At 68.2% G+C, this 22,743-nt stretch carries 18 protein-coding genes; 6 read left to right on the plus strand and 12 right to left on the minus strand.

What is annotated here, in order from left to right:
- Nucleotides 1–153 precede the first annotated feature (153 nt).
- Nucleotides 154–1,599 carry a DEAD/DEAH box helicase gene (locus WJ16_RS18905; protein ID WP_069258577.1) on the minus strand — a complete coding sequence of 482 codons (1,446 nt, stop codon included), beginning with the start codon at nucleotides 1,597–1,599 and terminating at the stop codon, nucleotides 154–156.
- A gap of 400 nt (nucleotides 1,600–1,999) precedes the next feature.
- On the opposite strand from WJ16_RS18905, the gene WJ16_RS18910 reads away from it, so the two are divergent.
- Nucleotides 2,000–2,734: an ABC transporter substrate-binding protein gene (locus WJ16_RS18910; protein WP_069258578.1), complete on the plus strand. Its 735-nt coding sequence runs from the start codon at nucleotides 2,000–2,002 to the stop codon at nucleotides 2,732–2,734.
- A 175-nt stretch (nucleotides 2,735–2,909) separates the two neighbouring features.
- On the opposite strand, the gene WJ16_RS18915 is transcribed toward WJ16_RS18910, so the two are convergent.
- Complete coding sequence (locus tag WJ16_RS18915; protein ID WP_069258808.1) at nucleotides 2,910–3,839, minus strand: LysR family transcriptional regulator; 930 nt, start codon at nucleotides 3,837–3,839, stop codon at nucleotides 2,910–2,912.
- A gap of 112 nt (nucleotides 3,840–3,951) precedes the next feature.
- On the opposite strand from WJ16_RS18915, the gene WJ16_RS18920 reads away from it, so the two are divergent.
- From WJ16_RS18920 to WJ16_RS18935, 4 genes are all read left to right on the plus strand, one after another.
- Nucleotides 3,952–5,124 (plus strand): acyl-CoA dehydrogenase family protein, encoded by a 1,173-nt coding sequence (locus WJ16_RS18920; protein ID WP_069258579.1) that lies wholly within the window; start codon nucleotides 3,952–3,954, stop codon nucleotides 5,122–5,124.
- 89 nt (nucleotides 5,125–5,213) lie between these two features.
- A complete protein-coding gene (locus tag WJ16_RS18925; RefSeq protein WP_069258580.1) occupies nucleotides 5,214–6,071 on the plus strand; it encodes an HTD2 family dehydratase in 858 nt (285 codons plus the stop codon).
- A gap of 10 nt (nucleotides 6,072–6,081) precedes the next feature.
- Complete coding sequence (locus WJ16_RS18930; RefSeq protein WP_069258581.1) at nucleotides 6,082–7,272, plus strand: CaiB/BaiF CoA transferase family protein; 1,191 nt, start codon at nucleotides 6,082–6,084, stop codon at nucleotides 7,270–7,272.
- 3 nt (nucleotides 7,273–7,275) lie between these two features.
- Nucleotides 7,276–8,127 carry an HpcH/HpaI aldolase/citrate lyase family protein gene (locus WJ16_RS18935; protein WP_069258582.1) on the plus strand — a complete coding sequence of 284 codons (852 nt, stop codon included), beginning with the start codon at nucleotides 7,276–7,278 and terminating at the stop codon, nucleotides 8,125–8,127.
- Nucleotides 8,128–8,485: 358 nt separating this feature from the next.
- On the opposite strand, the gene uvrA is transcribed toward WJ16_RS18935, so the two are convergent.
- From uvrA to WJ16_RS18980, 9 genes are all read right to left on the minus strand, one after another.
- The gene (uvrA, locus tag WJ16_RS18940; protein ID WP_069258583.1) at nucleotides 8,486–14,380 is read right to left on the minus strand and encodes an excinuclease ABC subunit UvrA; all 5,895 of its coding nucleotides are present in this window, start codon (nucleotides 14,378–14,380) and stop codon (nucleotides 8,486–8,488) included.
- A gap of 301 nt (nucleotides 14,381–14,681) precedes the next feature.
- Nucleotides 14,682–14,993, minus strand: coding sequence for a high-potential iron-sulfur protein (locus WJ16_RS18945; RefSeq protein WP_069258584.1), 312 nt, complete (start codon nucleotides 14,991–14,993; stop codon nucleotides 14,682–14,684).
- A 173-nt stretch (nucleotides 14,994–15,166) separates the two neighbouring features.
- The gene (locus WJ16_RS18950) at nucleotides 15,167–15,508 is read right to left on the minus strand and encodes a cytochrome C oxidase subunit IV family protein (protein WP_069258585.1); all 342 of its coding nucleotides are present in this window, start codon (nucleotides 15,506–15,508) and stop codon (nucleotides 15,167–15,169) included.
- 8 nt (nucleotides 15,509–15,516) lie between these two features.
- A complete protein-coding gene (locus tag WJ16_RS18955; RefSeq protein ID WP_069258586.1) occupies nucleotides 15,517–16,251 on the minus strand; it encodes a heme-copper oxidase subunit III family protein in 735 nt (244 codons plus the stop codon).
- Complete coding sequence (locus WJ16_RS18960) at nucleotides 16,248–16,859, minus strand: cytochrome c oxidase subunit 3 (protein ID WP_069258587.1); 612 nt, start codon at nucleotides 16,857–16,859, stop codon at nucleotides 16,248–16,250. The genes WJ16_RS18955 and WJ16_RS18960 overlap by 4 nt, the downstream gene beginning before the upstream one ends.
- Nucleotides 16,856–18,616 (minus strand): cytochrome c oxidase subunit I, encoded by a 1,761-nt coding sequence (gene ctaD / locus WJ16_RS18965; protein WP_069258588.1) that lies wholly within the window; start codon nucleotides 18,614–18,616, stop codon nucleotides 16,856–16,858. The genes WJ16_RS18960 and ctaD overlap by 4 nt, the downstream gene beginning before the upstream one ends.
- 13 nt (nucleotides 18,617–18,629) lie before the next feature.
- Nucleotides 18,630–19,778 (minus strand): c-type cytochrome, encoded by a 1,149-nt coding sequence (locus WJ16_RS18970; protein WP_069258589.1) that lies wholly within the window; start codon nucleotides 19,776–19,778, stop codon nucleotides 18,630–18,632.
- 264 nt (nucleotides 19,779–20,042) lie between these two features.
- Nucleotides 20,043–20,552 (minus strand): hypothetical protein, encoded by a 510-nt coding sequence (locus WJ16_RS18975; RefSeq protein ID WP_069258590.1) that lies wholly within the window; start codon nucleotides 20,550–20,552, stop codon nucleotides 20,043–20,045.
- A 239-nt stretch (nucleotides 20,553–20,791) separates the two neighbouring features.
- Nucleotides 20,792–21,301 (minus strand): DUF1269 domain-containing protein, encoded by a 510-nt coding sequence (locus WJ16_RS18980; RefSeq protein ID WP_069258591.1) that lies wholly within the window; start codon nucleotides 21,299–21,301, stop codon nucleotides 20,792–20,794.
- Between the two features lie 269 nt (nucleotides 21,302–21,570).
- Here WJ16_RS18980 and WJ16_RS18985 point away from each other — a divergent pair, with 269 nt between their 5' ends.
- Nucleotides 21,571–21,759, plus strand: coding sequence for a hypothetical protein (locus WJ16_RS18985; RefSeq protein ID WP_069258809.1), 189 nt, complete (start codon nucleotides 21,571–21,573; stop codon nucleotides 21,757–21,759).
- A 214-nt stretch (nucleotides 21,760–21,973) separates the two neighbouring features.
- Here the strand turns inward: WJ16_RS18985 and WJ16_RS18990 are convergent, their stop codons facing one another.
- On the minus strand, nucleotides 21,974–22,636 hold the full coding sequence (locus tag WJ16_RS18990; protein ID WP_069258810.1) for an OmpA family protein: 663 nt from the start codon (nucleotides 22,634–22,636) through the stop codon (nucleotides 21,974–21,976).
- Nucleotides 22,637–22,743 lie beyond the last annotated feature (107 nt).

Genomic DNA, 22,743 nt, shown 5'->3' on the forward strand with positions numbered 1-22,743 from the left:
AAGTCGGTCGATGCATATTGCCAGATCGCCGTGACGAGCGGCGTCGCGTTGCGTCGGATTCGACCCGGCGATGCGACATGCTCGACGCTGCCGGCCCGCCCCCGCCCCGAACCGCCAGCCATGCCCGATGGCTGGCGCGATTCACCCGCCGAATCAGGCCGGGCGCTTGCCGCGGCCCCCCGCGGGTTTGCCGGCGGGTTTGCGTGCGCCCGCGGCGGGTTTGCCGGCCGGTTTGCCGCGCGGCTTCTGCGCGCCGAACGGACTGCCGCCGGGCACGTTCGCGCCCTTGCCCGCCGCCCCGGCGCGCGGCGCCGCCCCCTTGCGCTTGTTCTCGCCGCCTTGCGGGCGCGGCTTCTTGCCGGATACGGGCATCGCCCCCGACGCCGCCTGCGGCACCTTCGGCTTCTTGGGCTTTTTGGGTTTCTTGATGATCTGGCCCGTTGCGCTGGTTTCCGGCACGCGATGCTCGGCCTCGAAACCCGGCTCTTCTTCACGGCGCAGCGTCTGCCGGATCAGCGCTTCGATCGCGGCGAGTTGCGGCGCTTCGTCCGCGCATACGAGGGACACCGCCACGCCGCTCGCGCCCGCGCGGCCGGTACGGCCGATACGGTGCACGTAGTCCTGCGCGACGATCGGCAGATCCACGTTGATCACCAGCGGCAGGTCGTCGATATCGAGCCCGCGCGCCGCCACGTCGGTGGCGACCAGCATCTGTACCTCGCCCGCCTTGAAACGCTCCAGCGCACGCAGGCGCGCGGGTTGCGGCTTGTCGCCGTGAATGGTGTCGACCGCATAGCCCGCTTCGTCCAGCATGGCCGCCAGGTAATCCACGCCGTTGCGCGTCTTGACGAAGACCAGCGCATGCGTCCACTTGTTCTCGGCCACGAGGTGCATGAAGAGGTCGGGCTTGTTCCGTTTGTCCACCGTCACGACCCACTGCTTGATCTTGCTGGCGGTGGCATTGGGCGGGCTGACGCTGATATTGACCGGCGCGCGCAGTATGTTCGCCGCCATCGCGCGGATATCGTCGGAAAACGTGGCCGAAAACAGCAGCGTCTGGCGCTGCGCGGGCAACGCGGCAAAGACGGCGTCGAGTTCGCGCGCGAAGCCGAGATCCAGCATGCGGTCGGCTTCGTCCAGCACCAGCGTTTCGACCTGATCGAACTGCACCGCGTTCTGCCGATTCAGGTCCAGCAGACGGCCGGGTGTCGCCACGAGCACGTCGACGCCCTTGCGCAGTTTCATCATCTGCGGATTGATGCTCACGCCGCCGTAGGCGGCCAGCATTCGCAGGTCGAGCCCCTTGCCGTAAGCGACGAAGCTCTGCAGCACCTGTTCCGCCAGTTCGCGCGTGGGCACCAGCACCAGCACGCGCGCGCGGTTGCTGGACACTGCCGGGCCATGCTGCACCAGCCGTTGCAGCAGCGGCAGCGCGAAACCGGCGGTCTTGCCGGTGCCCGTCTGCGCGCCCGCCATCACGTCCTTGCCGCCGAGCACGGCGGGAATCGCCTTGGCCTGCACCGGCGTAGGGGCCTGATAATTGAGGTCCTGCAGATTACGCAGCAAGGGTTCGATCAGGCCGAGCGAGGCAAAGGACATGGACGTATTCCGGGCTAAAACCGCAATTCTAGCGGGTGCCGGGCGGATCAAGGCCCGCAGCGCCTGAGCGCAGACCGTCGACGGGACGCCGCGCTGCCAGCCGGAAGCCGCCGCCGGCTGGTGCGACGCAGGCCGCTCCCGCATCTTTTCGTGCGCCGAAGCGTCCGTCGCGGCGGCTCGGCCGCTTCGCCCGTCCATCACTATCACTTCATGGCACGTGGTTCGGGCGACATGGCGACGGGAAGTCGTACCCGTCGCGTTGCCGGGTTGGCGACGACGCCGGGCTTGCGCCACTCGACACCGCTCCATGACGAAAGCCAGGTGATAAGCTCGATGCCGACGCACCGCCGCGCATCGCCGCGCCGCGCCCCCCCGACCCTACGACCGAAACGAGCCGCCCATGTCACTCGCCCCTTCCGTCCTCTCCGCGTTCACGCCCACCGGCAAGCTGCGCGCATCGATCAATCTCGGCAACAAGGTCCTCGCGAACCGCGACCCGGCCACCGGCGAACCGTTCGGCGTATCGATCGACCTCGCGCGGGCATTCGCCGAACGCCTGTCGGCCGAGCTGGAGCTCGTGGTGTTCGACACCGCCGGCCAATCGGTGCAGGCGCTGACCGACGAGCGTGCCGATTTCGGCTTCTTCGCGGTCGATCCGCTGCGCGGCGAGACGGTCGCGTTCACCGCGCCGTACGTGCTGATCGAAGGGTTCTATCTCGTGCGCGACGCGTCGCCGATCCGCACGAACGCGGACGTCGACCGGCCGGACCACCGCGTGACGGTCGGCAAGGGCAGCGCCTACGACCTGTTCCTCACGCGCGAACTGAAGGCCGCGCAGATCGTGCGGGCGCCGACGTCGCAGGACGTCGTGCGGACCTTCGTCGAACAGGAACTGGAAGTCGCGGCGGGCGTGAAGCAGCAGCTCGAAGCCGACGCGGCGACAACGCCCGGCCTGCGCCTGCTCGACGAGCGCTTCATGGTGATCCGGCAGGCCATGGGCGTGCCGAAGAGCCGCGGCGAAGCGGCCGCGGCGGCGCTGAATGCGTTCGTCGAGGACATGAAGGCGTCGGGTTTCGTCGCGGATGCGCTGCGTCGGCACGGCATCACCGGCGCATCCGTCGCGCCGCGCGCGTGATCGCAACCGGCAACGGCCTGCGCCGATCGGGCCCGCTCGCCGGGATGTGCCCCTGCCGTCCTGGGGACGACGCGCCCCGCCAACGCCGCCGCGCCTGTCCACGCCATTCGCGCACGTTCCCCTTGAACGGAAAAATTCATCTGCGGGGCGGGCCCGCCATCAGCGTGAACAGCCCCTAGCCCAGCCACCGCGCATCGGGCCAGTCGCCCTGGTCGAACGTAGCCTTCACGCAGTCGAGCAGCACGCCGACCACGCAGCGCACCGGCGCCGTGGCCTGCCGGCTGCTAGGCGCCGCGAGCACGATCGTGCGCCTGACGCCCGGCGACGCGAGCGGCGCCGCGCTCAGAGTGCCGCGCTCGACTTCCTGCGTGACGCCGACGGCAGGCAGGATCGTCCAGCCGTGGCCTTGCGCCACCAGTTCCTTCTGCACGCTCAGCGCATTGGTTTCGGCGAAGACCTGCAGCGTCACGCCCGCCTCGGCCGCCGCATGCTCGATCGCGGCGCGCAGGCCCTGCGGCGCGGAAGGCAGGATGAACGGCTCGCGCGCGACCCGTTCGAGCGGCAACGGCCGCTTGCGCGACAGCCCCGCCGACGGCGCCGCGACGGCCCACAGGCTTTCCTCGATCAGCGCCTTGACGTGCAGCGCGGGCGTTTCCTTCTGCCCGTACAGCAGCGCCGCATCGACGTCCCCCGCTTCGAGCCAGTCCTGCAGGTGCCCCGCGTAGCCGATCGTGAGCCGCAGCCGGATGCGCGGATAGCGCCGCGCGACCTCGCCCGCCAGCCGCGTGGCGAGCAGGTCCGACGTACTGGCCAGCAGCCCGATGCTGACGATGCCGGCCACCGGCCCGTCGGTAGGCTGGATCTCGGCCTTGGCCCGCGCCACTTCGTTCAGGATGCGACGCGCGTATTCGAGCATCGTCTTGCCCGACGGCGTGAGCTGCATCCCGTGACGGCTGCGGTCGAACAGTTCCGTCCCCATGTCCTCTTCGAGCAGGCGCAGCTGGCGCGACACGGCCGGCTGCACGAGATTCAACAGGGCCGACGCACGGGTAACGTTGCCCGTTTCGGCCACGGTGACGAACGCACGCAGTTGCTTGAGATCCATCGCGGACACCTCGATGCCGAAAACTGATTCGGTCATCAGAAAATTCTATTGTTTAAGAAATCCATCAAAACTTATTATGGACTCAACCCATGCCGATGACGAGACACGATTCATGAGCGCCTCCGTTTTTTCCGCCCCCGACCAGTACCAGGAAATCCGCGACGCGGTACGCGGCCTGTGCAGCCAGTTCCCGGCCGACTACCACCGCAAGATCGACGAGGCGCGCGGCTACCCCGAAGCGTTCGTCACGGCCCTCACGCAAGCCGGCTGGCTGGCCGCGCTGATTCCGCAGGAATACGGCGGCCCGGGCCTGTCGATGGCCGAGGCGTCGGTCATCATGGAAGAGATCAACCGCTCCGGCGGCAATTCGGGCGCGTGCCACGGCCAGATGTACGTGATGAACACGATCGTGTTCAGCGGCACCGACGCGCAGAAGCAGCGCTACCTGCCGCGCATCGCGGCGGGCGAGCTGCGCGTGCAGTCGATGGGCGTGACCGAGCCCACCACCGGCAGCGACACCACCAAGCTCAAGACCACGGCCGTGAAGAAGGACGGCCGCTGGGTCATCAACGGCCAGAAGGTGTGGATCTCGCGCGTACAGCACAGCGACCTGCTGATCCTGCTCGCGCGCACCACGCCGCTCGACCAGGTGCAGAAGAAGAGCGACGGGCTGTCGTGCTTCATCGTCGAGCTGGACAAGGCGATCGGCAACGGCCTCACCGTGCGCCCGATCCTCAACATGGTCAACCACGAGACCAACGAGCTGTTCTTCGACAATCTCGAACTGCCGGAAGACGCGCTGCTCGGCACCGAAGGCAAGGGGTTGAAGGTCATCTTCGACGGCCTGAACGCCGAGCGCACGCTGATCGCGGCCGAGTGCATCGGCGACGGCTACTGGTTCCTGGAGAAGGCGCGCGACTACGCGGTCGAGCGCAAGGTGTTCGGCCGCCCGATCGGCCAGAACCAGGGCATCCAGTTTCCGCTGGCCGAATCGTTCATCGAGCTGGAGGCCGCGAACCTGATGCGCTGGCGTGCGTGCGAGAAGATCGACGCGCGCCAGAACGCGGGGGTCGAGGCCAACATGGCGAAGTACCTGGCCGCGAAGGCGAGCTGGGAAGCGGCCAATGCATGCCTGCAGACGCACGGCGGCTTCGGCTTTGCGTGCGAATACGACGTCGAGCGCAAGTTCCGCGAAACGCGTCTGTACCAGGTCGCGCCGATCTCCACCAACATGATCCTAGGGCATGTGGCCGAGCACGTGCTGCAGCTGCCCCGGTCCTACTGATTCACGATGCGGTTGTGTCCGGGTCGACCACGTACCCTGACGAGGGGCGGCAGCTTCTGCGACGCTTCCATCATCGAGCACGAAACGACATGAATCTCGAGCCTCCCGAATCCTTCGACGCGTGGGTCGGTCGCAGCGAAGACAGCGTGGACCGGATTACCCGCGCTCCCATCCGTCTGCTGCAGGCGACACTGGACGATGCGAACCCATCCGAACTACCCGCGACGCTGCCGCCACTGTGGCACTGGCTGTACTTCCTGCCGGGCGAACGACAGTCGGACATCGGCATCGACGGTCACCCGCGGCGCGGCGGCTTCCTGCCGCCGGTCACGCTGCCGCGCCGCATGTGGGCCGGCGGCCGGCTGCAGTTCCTGCGCCCGCTGGCCATCGACGCGCCCGTGCAGCGCTGGTCCACGATCCTCGCCGTGCAAAGTAAATCCGGCCGCAGCGGTCAGCTCGTTTTCGTGACCGTGCTGCACGAAATCAGCGACGCACAAGGCGTCGCGATCCGCGAGGAACAGGACATCGTGTATCGCGACGCACCGCCGTCCGCGTCGGCCGGCACACCGGCGCCGGCTCCACTGCCCGCACCGACCGACGAACAGTATTCGCGCGTCGTCACGCCCGATCCGGTGCTGCTGATGCGCTTTTCCGCGCTCACCTTCAACGGCCACCGGATTCACTACGACCGGCCTTACGCGATGCGGGAAGAAGGCTATCCGGGCCTCGTGGTGCACGGCCCGTTGATCGCGATGCTGCTGCTGGAAGCGCTGCGCCGCACGCATCCCGACAGGACCGTTCGCCGCTTCGCTTTCAAGGCCGTCAGCCCGTTGTTCGACACGGCGCCGTTCACGGTGAACGGCACGCTCGAAGGTCATGCCGCCCGCCTGTGGGCGTGCGGCCCGCAACGACAGCTGGCCATGCAGGCCAGCGCCGAACTGGAATAGCACAACGACCATGCAAGCTCGAAAAGGACCCCTGAGCGGGACGACCGTCGTCGCGCTCGAACACGCGATCGCCGCACCGTTCTGCACGCGCCAGCTCGCGGACCTCGGCGCCCGCGTCATCAAGGTGGAACGCCCCGGCGTCGGCGATTTCGCCCGTGCGTACGATCACCGCACCCGCGGCCTCGCATCGCATTTCGTGTGGACCAACCGGTCGAAGGAAAGCGTCACGCTGGACCTGAAGCAACCGGCCGCGCAGGACGTGCTCGGCGAACTCATCGCCCGGGCCGACGTGCTCGTGCAGAATCTCGCGCCCGGCGCGGCCGCGCGCATGGGGCTGTCGTTCGACGCGTTGCACGCGAAGCACCCGCGGCTCATCGTCTGCGACATCTCGGGCTACGGCGCCGACGGCCCCTACCGCGACAAGAAAGCGTACGACCTGCTGATCCAGAGCGAGGCGGCGTTCCTGTCGATCACGGGCACCGCCGACGAGCCCTGCAAGGCCGGCATCTCGATCGCCGACATCGCGGCGGGCATGTATGCGTACACGGGCATCCTCAGCGCGCTGCTGCAGCGCGGCGTTACCGGCGAAGGCTCGCACGTGGAGATTTCGATGCTCGAAGCGCTCGCCGAGTGGATGGGCTTCCCGATGTACTACGCGTACGACGGCCAGCAGCCGCCGGGCCGCAACGGCGCCGCGCACGCGACCATCTACCCGTACGGCCCGTTCAAGGCCGGCGACGGCCGGGTCGTGATGCTCGGGCTGCAGAATGAGCGCGAATGGAAAGCGTTCTGCGACGTCGTGCTGCGCGACCCGGCGCTCGCGACCGACCCGCGCTTCGACGCCAACGTACACCGGTCGGAGCACCGCGCGGAATTGAAGGCCGTGATCGAACAGGCGTTTGCCGCGCTCACCGCGCAGGACGTGATCGCGCGCCTCGACGAAGCGCAGATCGCGAACGCCGCCGTCAACCCGGTCGGCGAGCTCTGGTCGCATCCGCAACTGCACGCGCGCCAGCGCTTTCGCACGATCGACTCGCCGGCCGGCGGCCTGCAGGCGCTGCTGCCGCCCGCCACCGTCGACAGCTTCGACGTGCGCATGGATCCGGTGCCCGCGCTGGGCGAGCACAGTGCGGCCATCCTGCACGAACTCGGGCGCACCGACGCCGATATCGAACGACTGCGCGCCGCCGGCGTGATCTGAACCATGCCTCTGCCCCGCCCCCCCGTCCATCACGCGCGCAGTTTCCTGTTCGTGCCGGCCACTCGCCCCGAGCGCTTTGTGAAAGCGCTCGATTCGGGTGCCGACTGCATCGTCGTCGACCTCGAGGATGCCGTCGGCCCCGACAGCAAGGACGACGCACGCGCACAACTCGCGCAGCACCTGCCGCTGCTGACCGTTGAACAGCGATCGCGCACCGTCGTGCGCATGAACGCGGTCGGCACGCCGTGGCACGACGCGGACATCGCGCTGCTGCGCGACTGGACCGCACACGGTGTGGCCGTGATGCTGCCGAAGTCCGAAGACGCCGACGCGCTGCGCGGCGTCGCCGAGCGACTCGGCGAGCACGCGCAACTCGTCGCGTTGATCGAATCGCTGGCCGGGCTCGACGCGGCCGATGCGCTGGCACGCGACCCGCAAGTCGTGCGCATCGCGTTCGGTCACCTGGATTTCCAGCTCGACCTCGGCATGCGCGCGACGCCCGACGAGCCGGAGCTGGCCTTTGCCCGCTATGCACTCGTGGCCGCGTCGCGCCGCGCGCTGCTGCCCGCGCCGATCGACGGCGTGACCACGCGCACCGACGACGCCGAACGCGTCGCAGCGGATGCGAGCCGTGCACGCGCATTCGGCTTCGGCGGCAAGCTGTGCATCCACCCGGCCCAGGTCGCGGGCGTGAACGATGCGATGGGCTATTCGGAATACGAGCAGGCGTGGGCGCACCGTGTGATCGACGAAGCCGCGAAGCACGGCGGTGCTGCATTCCGACTGGACGGCCGCATGGTCGATCTGCCGGTGATCCGCGCGGCCGAGGCGATCGTCGCCGCCACGCGACAATAATCGGGCACCACGCGGCACCACGATTCGCGACTTCGACGGCGTGCGTCGCAACCGTCGTACGGTTCGCATCGAACACGCGACCGCAGGCTGACCGTTCCGACAGGGAGTCGGATAGCGGAAAGACAGAGGCGGCAGCCGGCATCCGGACGTCGCCCATCGTCTTTAGATCGCTTCGAGCCGGAAGACGCTTGCGCGCCCCGCGATCACGGCCGCGGCATATCGCCCAGACGACCGCCCTCAAAAAAACGCCCCTCGAAGCGAGGGGTGCATGAGCCGCATCGCGATGCGCCCCTGGCCGCTCGCAAGTCGGCTCGGAGCGCATCGCTCAAGAAGAGGCCGTCGATACGACGCGTCGCGCTCAACCCACCCGCGCTTCGCCCTCGCGCTCGACTTCCCCGTCGTCCGCACGCGTGCGCGCCAGCACAGGCCTGAGCGCCTGCCCGGTATGGCTCGCGCTCACCTTCGCCAGCGCTTCCGGCGGCGCCGCCGCGACGATCGTGCCGCCGCCCACGCCGCCTTCCGGCCCGAGATCGATGATCCAGTCGGCTTCCGCGATCACGTCGAGGTCATGCTCGATCACGACGACGCTGTGCCCCGCATCGACGAGCCGGTGCAGCACGCGAATCAGCTTCGCGACGTCCGCCATGTGCAGGCCGACCGTCGGTTCGTCGAGCACGTACAGCGTGTGCGGCGCCTTCTGGCCGCGCCGCGTGATGTCGTCGCGCACCTTCGTCAGCTCGGTGACGAGCTTGATGCGCTGCGCCTCGCCGCCCGACAGCGTGGGCGACGGCTGGCCGAGCGTCAGGTAGCCGAGCCCGACGTCCTTCATCAGCTGCAGCGGATGCGCGATGTTCGACATCGGCGCGAAGAATTCCACCGCTTCGTCGATTTCCATCGTCAGCACGTCGCCGATGTTCCGGCCGCGCCACGTGACGGCGAGCGTTTCGGGGTTGAAGCGCTGCCCGTGGCACACGTCGCACGGCACCTTCACGTCGGGCAGGAAGCTCATGCCGATCGTGCGCACGCCTTGCCCTTCGCACGCGGGGCAGCGCCCGTCGCCGGTATTGAACGAGAAGCGCGACGCCGTGTAGCCGCGCGCCCGCGCTTCCAGCGTATCGGCGAACAGCTTGCGGATCGTGTCCCACACACCGATATAGGTGGCCGGGCACGAACGCGGCGTCTTGCCGATCGGCGTCTGGTCGACTTCCAGCACGCGGTCGATCTGCTCCCAGCCGCTCAGCGACGCACAGCCCTGCCACGCATGCGTGACGTTCAGCGACGGCCGCGGCGCGCTGCGCGCGAGCACGCTCGAACGGCGATTGGCGGCCGGCGCATCCTGCTGCGCGGCCTTACGCGCGCGCCGCGTGGCCGGCGACGACAGTACCGAGCGGCCGACCGCATCGAGCAGGTTCGTCATCAGCACGTCGCGCGCGAGCGTCGACTTGCCCGAGCCGCTCACGCCCGTCACCGCGACGAGCCGCGCGAGCGGGATGCCGACGGTGACGTCGCGCAGGTTGTGCAGCTTCGCGCCATGCACGGTCAGCCACGCGTCCGGCACCGCCGGCTCGCCCTTCCTGCCCGGCAGGCTCACGCCGCGGCGCGGCTGCAGCGGGTGCGTCATCGGCTGCGCGAGCAGCCGCCCGGTGACCGAATCGGACTGCGCGGCCAGATCGGCCACCGCGCCCTGCGCGACCAGCGTGCCGCCGCGCTTGCCGGCACCCGGGCCGACGTCGATGATGTGATCGGCGCGGCGGATCGTGTCCTCGTCATGCTCGACGACGACGAGCGTATTGCCCTTGTCGCCGAGCTTGCGCAGCGCGTCGAGCAGGATCTGGTTGTCGCGCGGATGCAGGCCGATCGTCGGCTCGTCGAGCACGTAGCACACGCCCTGCAGGTTGCTGCCGAGCTGCGCGGCGAGCCGGATGCGCTGCGCTTCGCCGCCCGACAGGCTCGGCGCCGCGCGATCGAGGCTCAGGTAGCCGAGCCCGACTTCCTCGAGAAATGCGAGACGGCTGCCGATCTCGCTGACGATGTCGCGCGCGATCTGCGCGTCGCGCCCGGTGAGTGCCAGCCCGTCGATCCAGCGGCGCGTGTCGGACACCGTCCATTGCGCGACTTCGACGATCGGATGCGCATCGAACGTAACTGCGCGCGCGGACGGGTTCAGCCGCGTGCCGTGGCAGTCCGGGCACGGCTCGTTGCCGACGCCTTCCGGTTCCTGCTCGTCCGACGGCAGCGTCTGCTCACGGCCGCGATCGTCTCCGGCGAGCACGGTGTCGTCGTACGCGGCGCGCTGCTCGCGCGTGAGCGTGACGCCGGTGCCGACGCAGGTCGTGCACCAGCCGTGCTTGCTGTTGTACGAGAACATTCGCGGGTCCAGCTCCGGATAGCTCGTGCCGCACACCGGGCACGCACGCTTGACCGACAGCACCTTGACGGTGCCGACGCGCGCGGTCGAATGATCGTTGCGCATCGCATCGTGCAGCCCGTCGAGCGGCGCGAGCAGATGCATCACGCCCTTGCCGAGCTCGAGCGTGTCGTCGAGCATGCGCCGCAGCTCGGCCTCGTTGTCCGGCGACACGACGATATCGGCCACCGGCAACTCGATCGTGTGCTCGCGGAAGCGGTCGAGCTTCGGCCACGGATCGACCGGCACGAACTCGCCGTCCACGCGCAGATGCGTGCTGCCGCGCGCCTTCGCCCATTTCGCGAGATCGGTATACACGCCCTTGCGGTTCACGACGAGCGGCGCGAGCAGCCCGACGTGCTCGCCGCGATGATCGCGCAGCAACTGCGCGGCGATCGATTCGACCGATTGCGACGTGACCGGCGTGCCGTCGTGGATGCAATGCTGCAAGCCGAGCTTCACGTACAGCAGCCGCAGGAAGTGCCAGACCTCGGACGTGGTCGCGACGGTGCTCTTGCGCCCGCCGCGCGACAGCCGCTGCTCGATCGCCACCGTCGGCGGGATGCCGTACACCGCGTCGACTTCCGGGCGGCCGGCCGGCTGCACGATCGAGCGCGCATACGCGTTCAGCGATTCGAGGTAGCGGCGCTGGCCTTCGTGGAACAGGATGTCGAACGCGAGCGTCGACTTGCCGGAACCCGACACGCCGGTGATCACGTTGAACTTGCCGTGTGGGATGTCGACGTCGAGGGATTTCAGGTTGTGCTCGCGCGCGTTGACGATCCGCACGACGTCCTCGCCTTCGATCGCACGCCGCTCGCGCGCCGCATTCAGCACGGCCTGCAGCGGCTTGCCTTCGTCGGCGAGCGCCGCTTCGGTGTCCATGTCGCGGTCGTACTGCAGCAGCGCCACGCCCGTGTGCGATTCGGCGCAGCCCTTCACGTCGTCGGGCGTGCCCGCGCACAGCACGCGCCCGCCGCCGTCGCCGCCTTCCGGGCCGAGGTCGATCAGCCAGTCGGCCGCGCGGATCACGTCGAGGTTGTGCTCGATCACGATCAGCGAATGGCCGGCCGCGAGCAGCTTGCCGAACGCCTGCATCAGCTTCGCGATGTCGTCGAAGTGCAGCCCGGTGGTCGGCTCGTCGAACATGAACAGCTTCGCGCGCGCGATGCGCGCCTCTTCCGTCGCGACCCGGCGCCCGTTGGCCGCCGCCGCCGATTCGGCGAGGAAACCGGCCAGTTTCAGCCGCTGCGCCTCGCCGCCCGACAGCGTCGGCACCGGCTGGCCGAGCTTCACGTATTCGAGGCCGACGTCGACGATCGGCTGCAACACGCGCAGCACCTCGGCGTCGGCCGCGAAGAACGCGGCCGCCTCACTGACCGTGAGGTCGAGCACGTCGGCGATGTTCAGCGCGCGGCCGTCGCGCTCGATGCGCACTTCGAGAATCTCGGCGCGGTAGCGGCTGCCGTCGCAGTCCGGGCAGCGCAGGTAGACGTCGCTCAGGAACTGCATCTCGATGTGCTCGAAGCCCGAGCCGCCGCAGGTCGGACACCGGCCGTCGCCCGAGTTGAAGCTGAACGTGCCCGCGCCGTAGCCGCGCTGCAGCGCGAGCGGCGCCTTCGCGAACAGCTTGCGGATTTCGTCGAACGCGCCGACGTAGCTGGCCGGGTTCGAGCGCGTGGTCTTGCCGATCGGCGACTGGTCGACGAACACGACGTCGCCCACCTGGTCGGCGCCCGTGAGGCTGCGGTAAGCGCCCGGCGACTCGGTCGCCTTGCCGTGGTGCCGCGCCATCGCCGGATACAGCACGTCCTGCAGCAGCGTGGACTTGCCGGAGCCCGACACGCCCGTCACGCAGACGAGCCGTTGCAGCGGAATCTCGACCGTCACGTCGCGCAGGTTGTGTTCGCTCGCGCCTTCGAGCACGATGCGCGGCGTGTTCGCGTCGACCACGCGGCGCGCCCAGTTCGACGCATGCGCGACCTGCTTGCGCCCGCCGAGATATTCGCCCGTCAGCGTGGGCGCGGAACGGATGTCGGCCGGCGTGCCGTCGTAGACGATCGTGCCGCCGCGCTCGCCGGGGCCGGGCCCCATGTCGATCAGCCGGTCGGCCGCGAGCATCACCGACGGATCGTGTTCGACGACCACCAGCGTGTTGCCCGCGTCGCGCAGCCGCTGCATCGCCTCGACGATCCGCGTGAGGTCGCGCGGATGCAGCCCGATGCTCGGCTCGTCGAGCACGAACAGGGTTTTCGTGAGCGACGTGCCGAGCGCCGTCGTCAGGTTGATCCGCTGCACTTCGCCGCCCGACAGCGTGCGGCTCTGCCGGTCGAGCGTCAGGTAGCCGAGCCCCACGTCGCACAAGTATTTCAGGCGCGTGCGCACCTCGGCGAGCAGCAGCTTCAGCGCATCGTCGAGCAGCGCGCTCGGCAGCGTGATGTCGTCGAAGAAGCGGCGGATGCGCTCGATCGGCAGCAGCATCAGGTCGTGCACGGTCAGGCCCGGCAGCGCTTCGAGCTGCGCGCGGCTCCAGTCGACGCCGCGCGGCATGAAGCGATCGGCCGGCGCGAGCACGCGGTCGGCGTTCTCCTTCGAGCCGAGCCGCCATTGCAGCGATTCCGTCTTCAGGCGCGCGCCGCCGCACACGTCGCACGGCGTGTAGCTGCGGTATTTCGACAGCAGCACACGGATGTGCATCTTGTACGCCTTCGATTCGAGATAGCCGAAGAAGCGTTTCACGCCGTACCACTGGCTCTGCCACTTGCCGTTCCAGTCGGGCGAACCGTTGACGACCCAGTCGCGCTCGGCGTCCGACAGGTCGGCCCACGGCGTGTCGCGCGGGATGCCGGCTTTCGCCGCGTAGCGCATCAGGTCGTCCTGGCACTCCTTCCACGCGGGCGTCTGCATCGGCTTGATCGCCCCGCCGCGCAACGTCTTGCGCGCGTCGGGAATCACGAGGCCGAGATCGACGCCGATCACGCGGCCGAAGCCGCGGCAGGTCTCGCACGCGCCGTACGCCGAGTTGAACGAGAACAGCGCCGCCTGCGGCTCCGCGTAGCGCAGGTCGCTGTCGGGATCGTGAAGGCCGGTGGAAAAACGCCACACCTGCGGCTCGGCGACTACGTTTTCCGCCTCCGCCGCGAGCACGTAGACGTTCACACGCCCGCCGCCGCGCTTCAGCGACGCCTCGATCGCCTCGACCACGCGCGCCTTGTCGGCGCCTTGCACGCGGAAGCGGTCGGCCACCACGTCGAGCACCTTGCGCGCGCCCGTGGGCGACGCCACTTCGCGCTGCGCCTGTACGCGCGTATAGCCGCTCGCCGACAGCCACTGCGCGATTTCCTCGTCGGACACCGCTTCCGGCAGCTCGACCGGGAACGTGACGACGACGCGCGGATCATCCGCCTGCGTGCGCGCGACGAGCTCCGCGTAGATGGTTTCCGGCGTGTCGTGCCGCACCTGCCGCGCGGTCTGGCGGTCGAACAGCTCGGCCGCGCGCGCGTACAGCAGCTTCAGGTGATCGTTCAGCTCGGTCATCGTGCCGACCGTCGAGCGCGAACTGCGGACCGGGTTGGTCTGGTCGATCGCGATCGCGGGCGGCACGCCGTCGACGCGCTCGACCTGCGGGCGGTCCATCCGGTCGAGGAACTGCCGCGCATACGCGCTGAAGGTTTCGACGTAGCGCCGCTGGCCTTCCGCATACAGCGTGTCGAACACGAGGCTCGACTTGCCGGAGCCCGACGGGCCGGTGACGACCGTCATCTCGCCGGTGCGCAGGTCGAGATCGAGGTTCTTGAGGTTGTGCTGACGTGCTCCGCGAATGCGGATCAGATTGCTGGATGACAATTTGCCTGCCCGTCTGAATGAGTTAGCCGGAATTCACGGTGCCGGAACGCTGTGGCGGATACGCGCAATGCGCGGCGACCGTGCCGCACGGGTCATGCCCGCGCCGCTCGAGTTCGACGGATACTATACTGTATATTCATACAGTTTTCCATGCGCGGCGCGTGTGCGGGAAAGCCGCCAGATTACGCCGGCTTCGCGTCGGCGGGCCCGGCCTTGCGTCCACGCGCCGGTGGCTGGTCCGGCCCCGTCAATCGCTTGCGCGTCACGCGCGCCGGCAGCGCCGCCACGCCGCACCTGCGTGCTACGCCTTCTTCGAATAGGCGCTGCACCAGCCTTTGGCGGCCACCTGCTTGCCGCCGAAAATGGCGCACGGCGCGATCGCGGCGCCGGTCTTGCCCTGGAAGAACTGGCAATTCGCACAGGCCTGGCCCGCCTGAAACTTCGGAAATTTCGCGCGATCGACCCGGCCGGCATCCGTCTTGTAACCGAGCGCCAGCGCGTTTGCATCGGATTCCTGCACCACCCCGGCATCCGCCGCCGCGCGACGTCCGACGGCCAGCGCGGACGCGAAAACGGTGGTGGCTGCGATGAAACGTCGGCGTGAGAATGTCATGGGAGCCTCCTTTCAGGTGTGCGTGAACGCATGTCGGGAAAGCGAGATTCCGCGACGACATGACGGCGTCCGGCGATCGCCCCGTATGGCGCCCACGCATCGCACCCGTCGCGATGCGCGGCGCCGGTCGACCGGCGCACGGCGATTGACGGGATGCACGGTTGTCGACGGAATCAGTGGAAGAACAGCACCCGCATGCCGAACGTGTGATGCGCTTCGGCGGCCATCAGCACCATCAGCACCAGCAGGCACAGCGGCGGGATCAGGATCGCGTACACCAGCGCCAGCCGCTCCCACATCATGTGCATGAAAATCGACACGATCAGCCCGGCCTTCGCGATCATCAGCACGACGATCAGCACCCAGCGCAGCAGGCCCTGCACGTGGAAGTAGTCGACCAGGTACGACAGCGTGCTCAGCACGAACAGCAGGCCCCAGATCTTCAGGTAGATGCCGACCGGATGCTGCTGGCCGTGCGCGGCGTCGGGTCGATCGGCGGGATCGGTATGGTCCATGCCCGGCCTCACCACAAATAGAACAGCGCGAAGATGAACACCCACACGAGATCGACGAAGTGCCAGTACAGGCCGGCAATCTCGACGATCTGAAAGTTGCCGCGATCGGCGAACCCCGGTTGCAGGATCTTGCGTGCGACCAGCAGCAGATAGATCACGCCGCAGCTCACGTGAAAGCCGTGAAACCCGGTGATCATGAAGAAGCACGCGCCGAACTGGGCGGCGCCCATCGGGTTGCCCCACGGCCGTATGCCTTCGCGGACGATCAGATTGCTCCATTCGAAGGCCTGCAGCGACACGAAGGTCGCGCCCAGCAGCGCGGTCGCCAGCAACAGCGCGGCGGCGCGCCTGGCGTTGCGCCGGTAGCCGAAGTTCACGGCCATCGCCATCGTGCCGCTGCTGCTGATCAGGATGAACGTCATGATCGCGATCAGCAGCAACGGTACCTCCACGCCGCCCACGGTGAGCCCGAACACCTTCGACGTATCGGGCCACGGCGCCGTGGTCGACATGCGTACCGTCATGTAGCCGATCAGGAAGCTGCTGAAGACGAAAGTGTCCGACAGCAGGAAGATCCACATCATCGCCTTGCCCCACGGCACCTTGAACGCTTCGCGGTCGGCCGACCAGTCGGTGACGATGCCGCGCCAGCCGTCGGGGCCGCCGCCGGACGGCGCGAGGTCGGCGGCCGGTTCGCCCGCGGATTCGCCGGCGGATTCGGGGTGGAGCGTGGGCGAGGTCATGGCGCGGCTCCATACAGCGGCCCGCAAACGGCGGCGACGATCGCGGGGGTAATCCACCACATCGCCGCGAGCAGCACGAGCCAGACCGCCAGCAGAAAATGCCAGTAGATCGCGCACAGTGCGATGGCGCGCTGCGCGCGGAACGGGTCCGCGCGCCGCACACGCACGATCGTCATCCCCCAGGCCGCGAGCCCGCCCAGCACGTGCAGCCCGTGCAGGCCGGTGAGCAGGTAGAGGAAGCTGTCGGACGGATTGACGGCAATCGTCTGCCCGGCGGCGGACAGCATGCGCCACGCGGCCAGTTGCCCGATCACGAACAGCGCCGCCAGCCCCCCGCCGGCGATCAGCCACGCGGCGCGGTGCCAGGTGATGCGCCGGGCCTGCTGCATCGCCGCGCTTGCGAGCGCCAGCGCGCCGGTGTTCCACCAGAGCAGCGCCGGATGCGGGATCGGCTGCCAGTCCGGCTCGCGCATGCGCATCCCATAGGCGAGCAGCAGCAGCGAAAACAACGCGGTGGCGACCGCCATGAAGACGATCAGGCCCGTGCGGCCCGCGTTCGGCGCACCGGATCGCGCATTGGGAACGAAGGGGCGCGGCAGCGTGGTCATTCGCGCGCCTCGCCGGGGTGAAGCGCCGGCCGGGCCGGCTCGGGCCCGGATGGCGTCGCGGGCGGCTGGTTCTGCGGGACGAAGTCCTGCGCCTGCCCCGGTGGACTGTATTCGTATGCCCAGCGGTACACGACCGGCGGCGCGGCGCCCCAGTTGCCGTGCGCCGGCGGCGTTTGCGGCGTCTGCCATTCGAGCGTGGTCGCGCGCCACGGGTTGCCGTCGGCGCGCTTACCGCGCGCGAGGCTCCACGCGAGGTTGAACAGGAACAGCAGCTGCGCGGCCGCGACGATCAGCGCGACGACGGTGATGAACGCGTTGAGCGTCTGCGCCGAATGCGGAATGAAGCTGTAGCCCTCGTACGCGTAATACCGGCGCGGCATGCCGAGGATGCCGAGATAGTGCATCGGGAAGTAGATCGCATAGGTCCCGACGAAGGTGATCCAGAAATGCACGCGCCCGAGCGTGTCGTCGAGCATGCGGCCCGTCACCTTCGGATACCAGTGGTAGAGGCCGCCGAACACCACCAGGATCGGCGACACGGCCATCACCATGTGGAAGTGCGCGACCACGAAGTACGTGTTCGACAGCGGAATGTCCACGCTCACGTTGCCGAGGTAGAGCCCGGTCAGCCCGCCCAGCACGAACGTGCTGATGAAGCCGATCGCGAACAGCATCGGCACGGTCAGATGGATGTCGCCGCGCCACAGCGTCAGCACCCAGTTGTAGACCTTGAGCGCGGTCGGCACGGCGATGACGAGCGTGGTCGTCGCAAAGAAGAAGCCGAAGTACGGGTTCATGCCGGCGATGAACATGTGGTGCGCCCAGACCACGAAGCTCAGCGCACCGATGACGACGATCGCCCACACCATCATCCGGTAGCCGAAGATGCTCTTGCGCGCGTGCGTGCTGATGAGGTCCGACGCGATGCCGAAGGCCGGCAGCGCGACGATGTAGACCTCCGGATGCCCGAAGAACCAGAACAGGTGCTGAAACAGCAGCGGGCTGCCGCCCGCGTGCTTGAGCGTCTGCCCCATCGACACCACGGCCGGCACGAAGAAGCTGGTGCCGAGCGTCCGGTCGAGCAGCATCATCGCCGCCGACACGAACAGCGCCGGAAACGCGAGCAGCGCCAGGATGGTCGCGGTGAAGATCCCCCACACGGTGAGCGGCATGCGCATCAGCGTCATCCCGCGCGTGCGCGCCTGCAGCGTGGTGGTGACGTAGTTCAGGCCGCCCATCGTCGCCGCGACGATGAAGATCGCCAGCGACACGAGCATCAGCACGATGCCCCATTGCACGCCCGGCGTGCCCGGCAGGATCGCCTGCGGCGGATACAGCGTCCAGCCCGCGCCGGTCGGCCCGCCCGGCACGAAGAAGCTCGCCATCAGCACCAGCACGGCCAGCAGGTAGACCCAGTAGCTCAGCATGTTGAGGAACGGGAACACCATGTCGCGCGCGCCGAGCATCAGCGGAATCAGGTAGTTGCCGAAGCCGCCCAGGAACAGCGCCGTCAGCAGGTAGATCACCATGATCATCCCGTGCATCGTGACGAACTGGTAGTAGTGGGTCGCGTCGATGAACGCGAACTTGCCCGGGAAGCCGAGCTGCAGCCGCATCAGGTCCGACAGCACCATGCCGACCAGGCCGATGGCGATGGCCGTCAGCGCGTACTGCACGGCGATGACCTTGTGGTCCTGGCTCCACACGTAGCGGGTCCAGAAGCTGCGCGGGGCGTGGTCGGGGTGTGCGTACGTCATGGCCTCTGCTCCGCTAGCGCCGGGCCGCGTCGGCGGTGTCCGGCCCGCCCTGCGCCTCGATATAGGCGACCAGCGCGTTCAGTTCCTGGTCGCTCAGGTCGAAGCGCGGCATGATCGGCGAGAAACCCTTCACGACGCGGGCCGTCGGGTTGCGGATGAACGCGCGCAGATACGCGTCGTCCACCTTCGCGGTGCTGCCGTCGGCCATCGTTTCGGTCTTGCCGTACAGCCCCTTCCACGTCGGGCCGACGCGCGGACTGCCGTCCACGGTATGGCACGCGACGCAGCCCTTGGCCGCCGCGAGCGTCCTGCCCAGCTCGGCGAGCGCCTGTGTGCCGCCGCCCGCGGCGGCGGATGCCGTCTGCACGCCGGCCAGTTGCCGTTGCGCGAACGTCGGCTGCCGCGCGAGCCAGCGCGAGAACGACGCCTCGTCCTCCACCACCACCACGCCGCGCATGCCGGAGTGCCCGATACCGCAGAGCTGCGCGCACAGGATGTCGTAACGCCCTGCCTTGGTCGGCGTGAACCAGAAGGTGGTCACCATGCCCGGCACCATGTTCATCCGCGCGCGAAACGGCGGCACGTAGAAGTCGTGCAGCACGTCGCGCGACCGGGTCAGCACCTGGACCGGCCGGTTGAGCGGCAGGTGCACCTCGGCCGACTCGATCAGGTAGTTGTCGCGGCCGTTGGGGTCGGCGGGATTCAGGCCGAACGGGTTGTCGTTGCTGATGTAGCGTACGTCCGTCGTGCCCAGCTTGCCGCCCGGTCCGGCGAAACGGAAGCGCCATTGCCATTGCTGGCCGAGCACTTCCATCTGCAGCACCTTCGGCGGCGGCCGGACGTAGTCCGCGTAGACGAAGAGCCCCGGCGCCAGCAACGCCGCCACGCCGACCGAGGTCAGCCCGATCAGCCACCATTCGAGCCGCCTGTTGTGCGGCGCGTAGGCGGCGCGATGGCCGTCGCGGTGACGGTAGCGCACCAGTGCGATCACGATGAACAGGTTGATCGCGATGAAGAATGCGCCGGTGATGACGAGCGTGATCGTCAGCATGTCGTCCATGCGCACCCAGTTCGACGCGATCGGCGTGATCCACCAAGGGCTGGCAAAGTGAAACCCCACCGCCAATACGATGATCAGGACCAGGGCAATCGCAAGGGCCATACGCCGCCTCGCTGCATGTCACGCGCTCGAGCCGTCGGCACGACGCGGCCGGCGGCGTCGTGCCGCATCGCCGCGTTTCGCATTCTTCTTATCGTCGTATCGTCGGCGGTCGGCGCCGGCGACTCCGCCGGGATCGCTTCACGATGCGTCGCATACGACGGCTCTAAAGAAAAAGGTAGTCCGCTCCCGTGCATCGTGCAAGGCAGCGCGGCGGGGCGCGCACGCCGCGTATTTCAGGCCCGCGCGACGGGAGGGATCGATACGTCAGTGGCCGTGCCCGCGCCATCGCTCCAGCCTGCCGTAAGCGACGGCGGCGACCACGCCGAACAGCAGGTTGGCCAGCAACGGCCCGGCACCCCGTTCCGACACGAACCACGGAAACACGGCCGTCATCACATGGAAGTTCCACGCATACGCGACGATACCGAAGGCCAGCCCGATCACCGCTTCCATCCCCACGCTCGAATCGAAGCGGAACGGCGCGATGATCGCGGCGAGCATCATCCCCATGATCGCGCCGAGCACGTAGTGCAGCAGCAATGCCATCGCGACGATTTCGAGCTTGAATTGCGAGAGCTGACCGAGCGCGCTGCGGCCCATCACCATCGCCGCGATCTTGTGGGTCGGCCGCCACGGGCTTTCACCGAGCACCAGCGTCGACCAGAAGAATTCCAGCACGATCACCAGCGCACCGCCCGCGAGGCCGGCCACCGCGGCGGCGACCCAGTCCGGCGTGCGCCGTTCCCAATGATGTGATTGAAGGTGCAGTTCCATATGACCTCCTTGCTGAAGCTGCTGAAGATTCGACTTCAGCACTCGGGTTCCGAACGCGCGATTCGCGCCGACGGCCCGTGATCCTCAACGGCCGGATACGGGGCCGGCGCAACGCGCGAGAAGCCCGTGCGGCGCATCGGAACGCAACGGCATGCCGCCGAGGATCGCGGCCATGCGAACACGCGCTCGTCGGGGCACGTCGACGAGCGCCGGTGTCCGTATCTGCGAATGTTCGCGCGTCAGGGGAAGATCGGCGTCGTGGGTTCGGCGCCCTCCAGGTCCGCCGTCGGAAAATGCCGGGCGACCATCTCCTCGATTTCCTGCTCCCGCAGCGCCGGCACGTCGGCCATGATCAGGATCTGGCCGTCCCGGATGGCTTCGCGGAATCGCGCGAGTCGCCCGTTCGGCTCGGCGATGCCGATCATCGCGGCCGTCCACGCACCGAAGCCCGCGCCCGCGAGCGTCAATGCGACGACGGCGCCGCCCGCGATCACGAGTTCCGCGGGAGGGAACACCAGCGCGACGAGGCCGATCAGCGCGCCGGTCGCACCGCCGAGCGCGACGCCGCGCTCGAGCGCATGCACGACGTCGCTGCTCTGAAGCAACGATGCTTCGGGCAACTCATCGAGTTGGACGCTGTGATTGGCGAGCACGTGAATATGGCGCCAGATGATGCGCGCGCGCAGCAGGTCATCGACGATCGCCTTCGCCATCTGCGTATCGGGGACGAGAAAATAAAGGCGTCTCATGGCACCCCCTCTCTTTCCATCGGCTCATCCGCAACGGAGCCTGTTTCATTCTAGGTCAGCGTCGGCCGCATGGTATCCGTGCGCACACGGGCATTCCGACGGCGACATCGCGTTCTGGGTTCGGGGTCGCATGCGGGTATCGTGCGCGGCTTTGCGCTTGCACACGCGCCGCGGCGGACCCACGGCCTCACGTCGACGACACGGCAGACTGCCGCATCCTCTCCTGCCTGCTAGACTGGAATTTCCCCCTGCAACCGATGGAGGGAATCATGATGTCCGTCTACGTCGTGAAGACCGGCGAGCAATTCCTCTGCACTGCAGAGGACGGCGACATCGGCATGGCGCCGGCAATCGAAGACGCAATGTCCTTCGGTTCGTATGACGAAGCGGAAAAAGCGGCGAATACGCATGCCGACCCCGGATACGAGATCGTGGCCGTCTGCGTGATCAGGCACTGATCCGTTGCGCGGCGCGGATGACGGCTCGCCGATTGAACCTGCATCGCGCCGCTGCTGCAACGGCGTCCGTGCGACGACGACGGCTATACCGCACACGCGCCGCGTACGCGTATCTGTCCTCGACGGCCCGCGTTGCCGCCCAGCGCCGCTGCCGCAAGCGAGCCGTCCCGTCCGCGTCGACGATCACGCCTGCGGCAACCGCGGTCGCTACGCGTTACTTCTGCAGCGAAATTTCCACACGGCGATTGCGTGCGCGCCCTTCGACGGTGTCGTTCGATGCCGCCGGATTGGCTTCGCCGTGCCCCGTCGCGGCAAACGAATCCGCCTTCAGCCCGTGTTCGCGCAGATACGCGGCGACGGCATCGGCGCGGCGCTTCGACAGCGCCTGGTTGTGCGCGTCCGAGCCGGTCGCGTCGGTATAGCCGTCCACGTCCACACGCGAGAAATGCTTGTCGCCCTGCTGGCCGAGCAGCTTGTCGAGCGCGGCGCTCGCCGCGGGCGTGAGCACCGCCGAGTCGGTCGCGAAGTACGCATCGCCGGTCAGGCTCACCTTCTCGACCGCGGCCGGTGCCGGCGCGGCCGCCGCCGCGACCGGCGCGGGGGCCGCACCGCACTGGAACACCATCGAGTGCGGATCGGCGCCGTCGCGGTACGGCGTCGTGGCGTCGATCTGGCGCACCGGCTCGTTGCCGCACATGCGGGTCGCAACCTTCATGCAGGTCTGCGCGCTCGACAGGATGCCGTGACAGTCGACCCGGAAGGTCCGGATGCCGTCGCGGGGTTGAAGTTCATAGGCGTTGTAAGTCGGCCCCGACGCGCTCGAACAGGCCGCGAGGGAAACGACGGACGCCAGCAGGGCAAGATGGATGTTTTTCACTTGTTGACTCCGAAAATGCGAGGGGCGCGACGCGGGCGGCGCAACGATGCAGCCGCATCCGCGTGCGATTGCGTTCGGCGCGGTCCGCTCCGGCAACGCGTGCCGGA

Origin of the sequence: Burkholderia metallica (assembly GCF_001718555.1) — a bacterium.
In the GTDB taxonomy this organism is placed as follows: Bacteria; Pseudomonadota; Gammaproteobacteria; order Burkholderiales; family Burkholderiaceae; genus Burkholderia; species Burkholderia metallica.

What these genes read in the sequence shown, in the direction of transcription:
- WJ16_RS18920 (WP_069258579.1), top strand. Translation starts at nt 3,952, where the DNA reads ATGAGCGCCTCCGTTTTTTCCGCCCCCGACCAGTACCAGGAAATCCGC.
- WJ16_RS18950 (WP_069258585.1), bottom strand. Translation starts at nt 15,508, where the DNA reads ATGGACCATACCGATCCCGCCGATCGACCCGACGCCGCGCACGGCCAG.
- WJ16_RS18910 (WP_069258578.1), top strand. Translation starts at nt 2,000, where the DNA reads ATGTCACTCGCCCCTTCCGTCCTCTCCGCGTTCACGCCCACCGGCAAG.
- WJ16_RS18905 (WP_069258577.1), bottom strand. Translation starts at nt 1,599, where the DNA reads ATGTCCTTTGCCTCGCTCGGCCTGATCGAACCCTTGCTGCGTAATCTG.
- WJ16_RS18935 (WP_069258582.1), top strand. Translation starts at nt 7,276, where the DNA reads ATGCCTCTGCCCCGCCCCCCCGTCCATCACGCGCGCAGTTTCCTGTTC.
- WJ16_RS18960 (WP_069258587.1), bottom strand. Translation starts at nt 16,859, where the DNA reads ATGACCACGCTGCCGCGCCCCTTCGTTCCCAATGCGCGATCCGGTGCG.
- WJ16_RS18925 (WP_069258580.1), top strand. Translation starts at nt 5,214, where the DNA reads ATGAATCTCGAGCCTCCCGAATCCTTCGACGCGTGGGTCGGTCGCAGC.
- WJ16_RS18915 (WP_069258808.1), bottom strand. Translation starts at nt 3,839, where the DNA reads ATGGATCTCAAGCAACTGCGTGCGTTCGTCACCGTGGCCGAAACGGGC.
- WJ16_RS18985 (WP_069258809.1), top strand. Translation starts at nt 21,571, where the DNA reads ATGATGTCCGTCTACGTCGTGAAGACCGGCGAGCAATTCCTCTGCACT.
- WJ16_RS18975 (WP_069258590.1), bottom strand. Translation starts at nt 20,552, where the DNA reads ATGGAACTGCACCTTCAATCACATCATTGGGAACGGCGCACGCCGGAC.
- WJ16_RS18955 (WP_069258586.1), bottom strand. Translation starts at nt 16,251, where the DNA reads ATGACCTCGCCCACGCTCCACCCCGAATCCGCCGGCGAATCCGCGGGC.
- WJ16_RS18945 (WP_069258584.1), bottom strand. Translation starts at nt 14,993, where the DNA reads ATGACATTCTCACGCCGACGTTTCATCGCAGCCACCACCGTTTTCGCG.
- WJ16_RS18980 (WP_069258591.1), bottom strand. Translation starts at nt 21,301, where the DNA reads ATGAGACGCCTTTATTTTCTCGTCCCCGATACGCAGATGGCGAAGGCG.
- WJ16_RS18970 (WP_069258589.1), bottom strand. Translation starts at nt 19,778, where the DNA reads ATGGCCCTTGCGATTGCCCTGGTCCTGATCATCGTATTGGCGGTGGGG.
- WJ16_RS18930 (WP_069258581.1), top strand. Translation starts at nt 6,082, where the DNA reads ATGCAAGCTCGAAAAGGACCCCTGAGCGGGACGACCGTCGTCGCGCTC.
- ctaD (WP_069258588.1), bottom strand. Translation starts at nt 18,616, where the DNA reads ATGACGTACGCACACCCCGACCACGCCCCGCGCAGCTTCTGGACCCGC.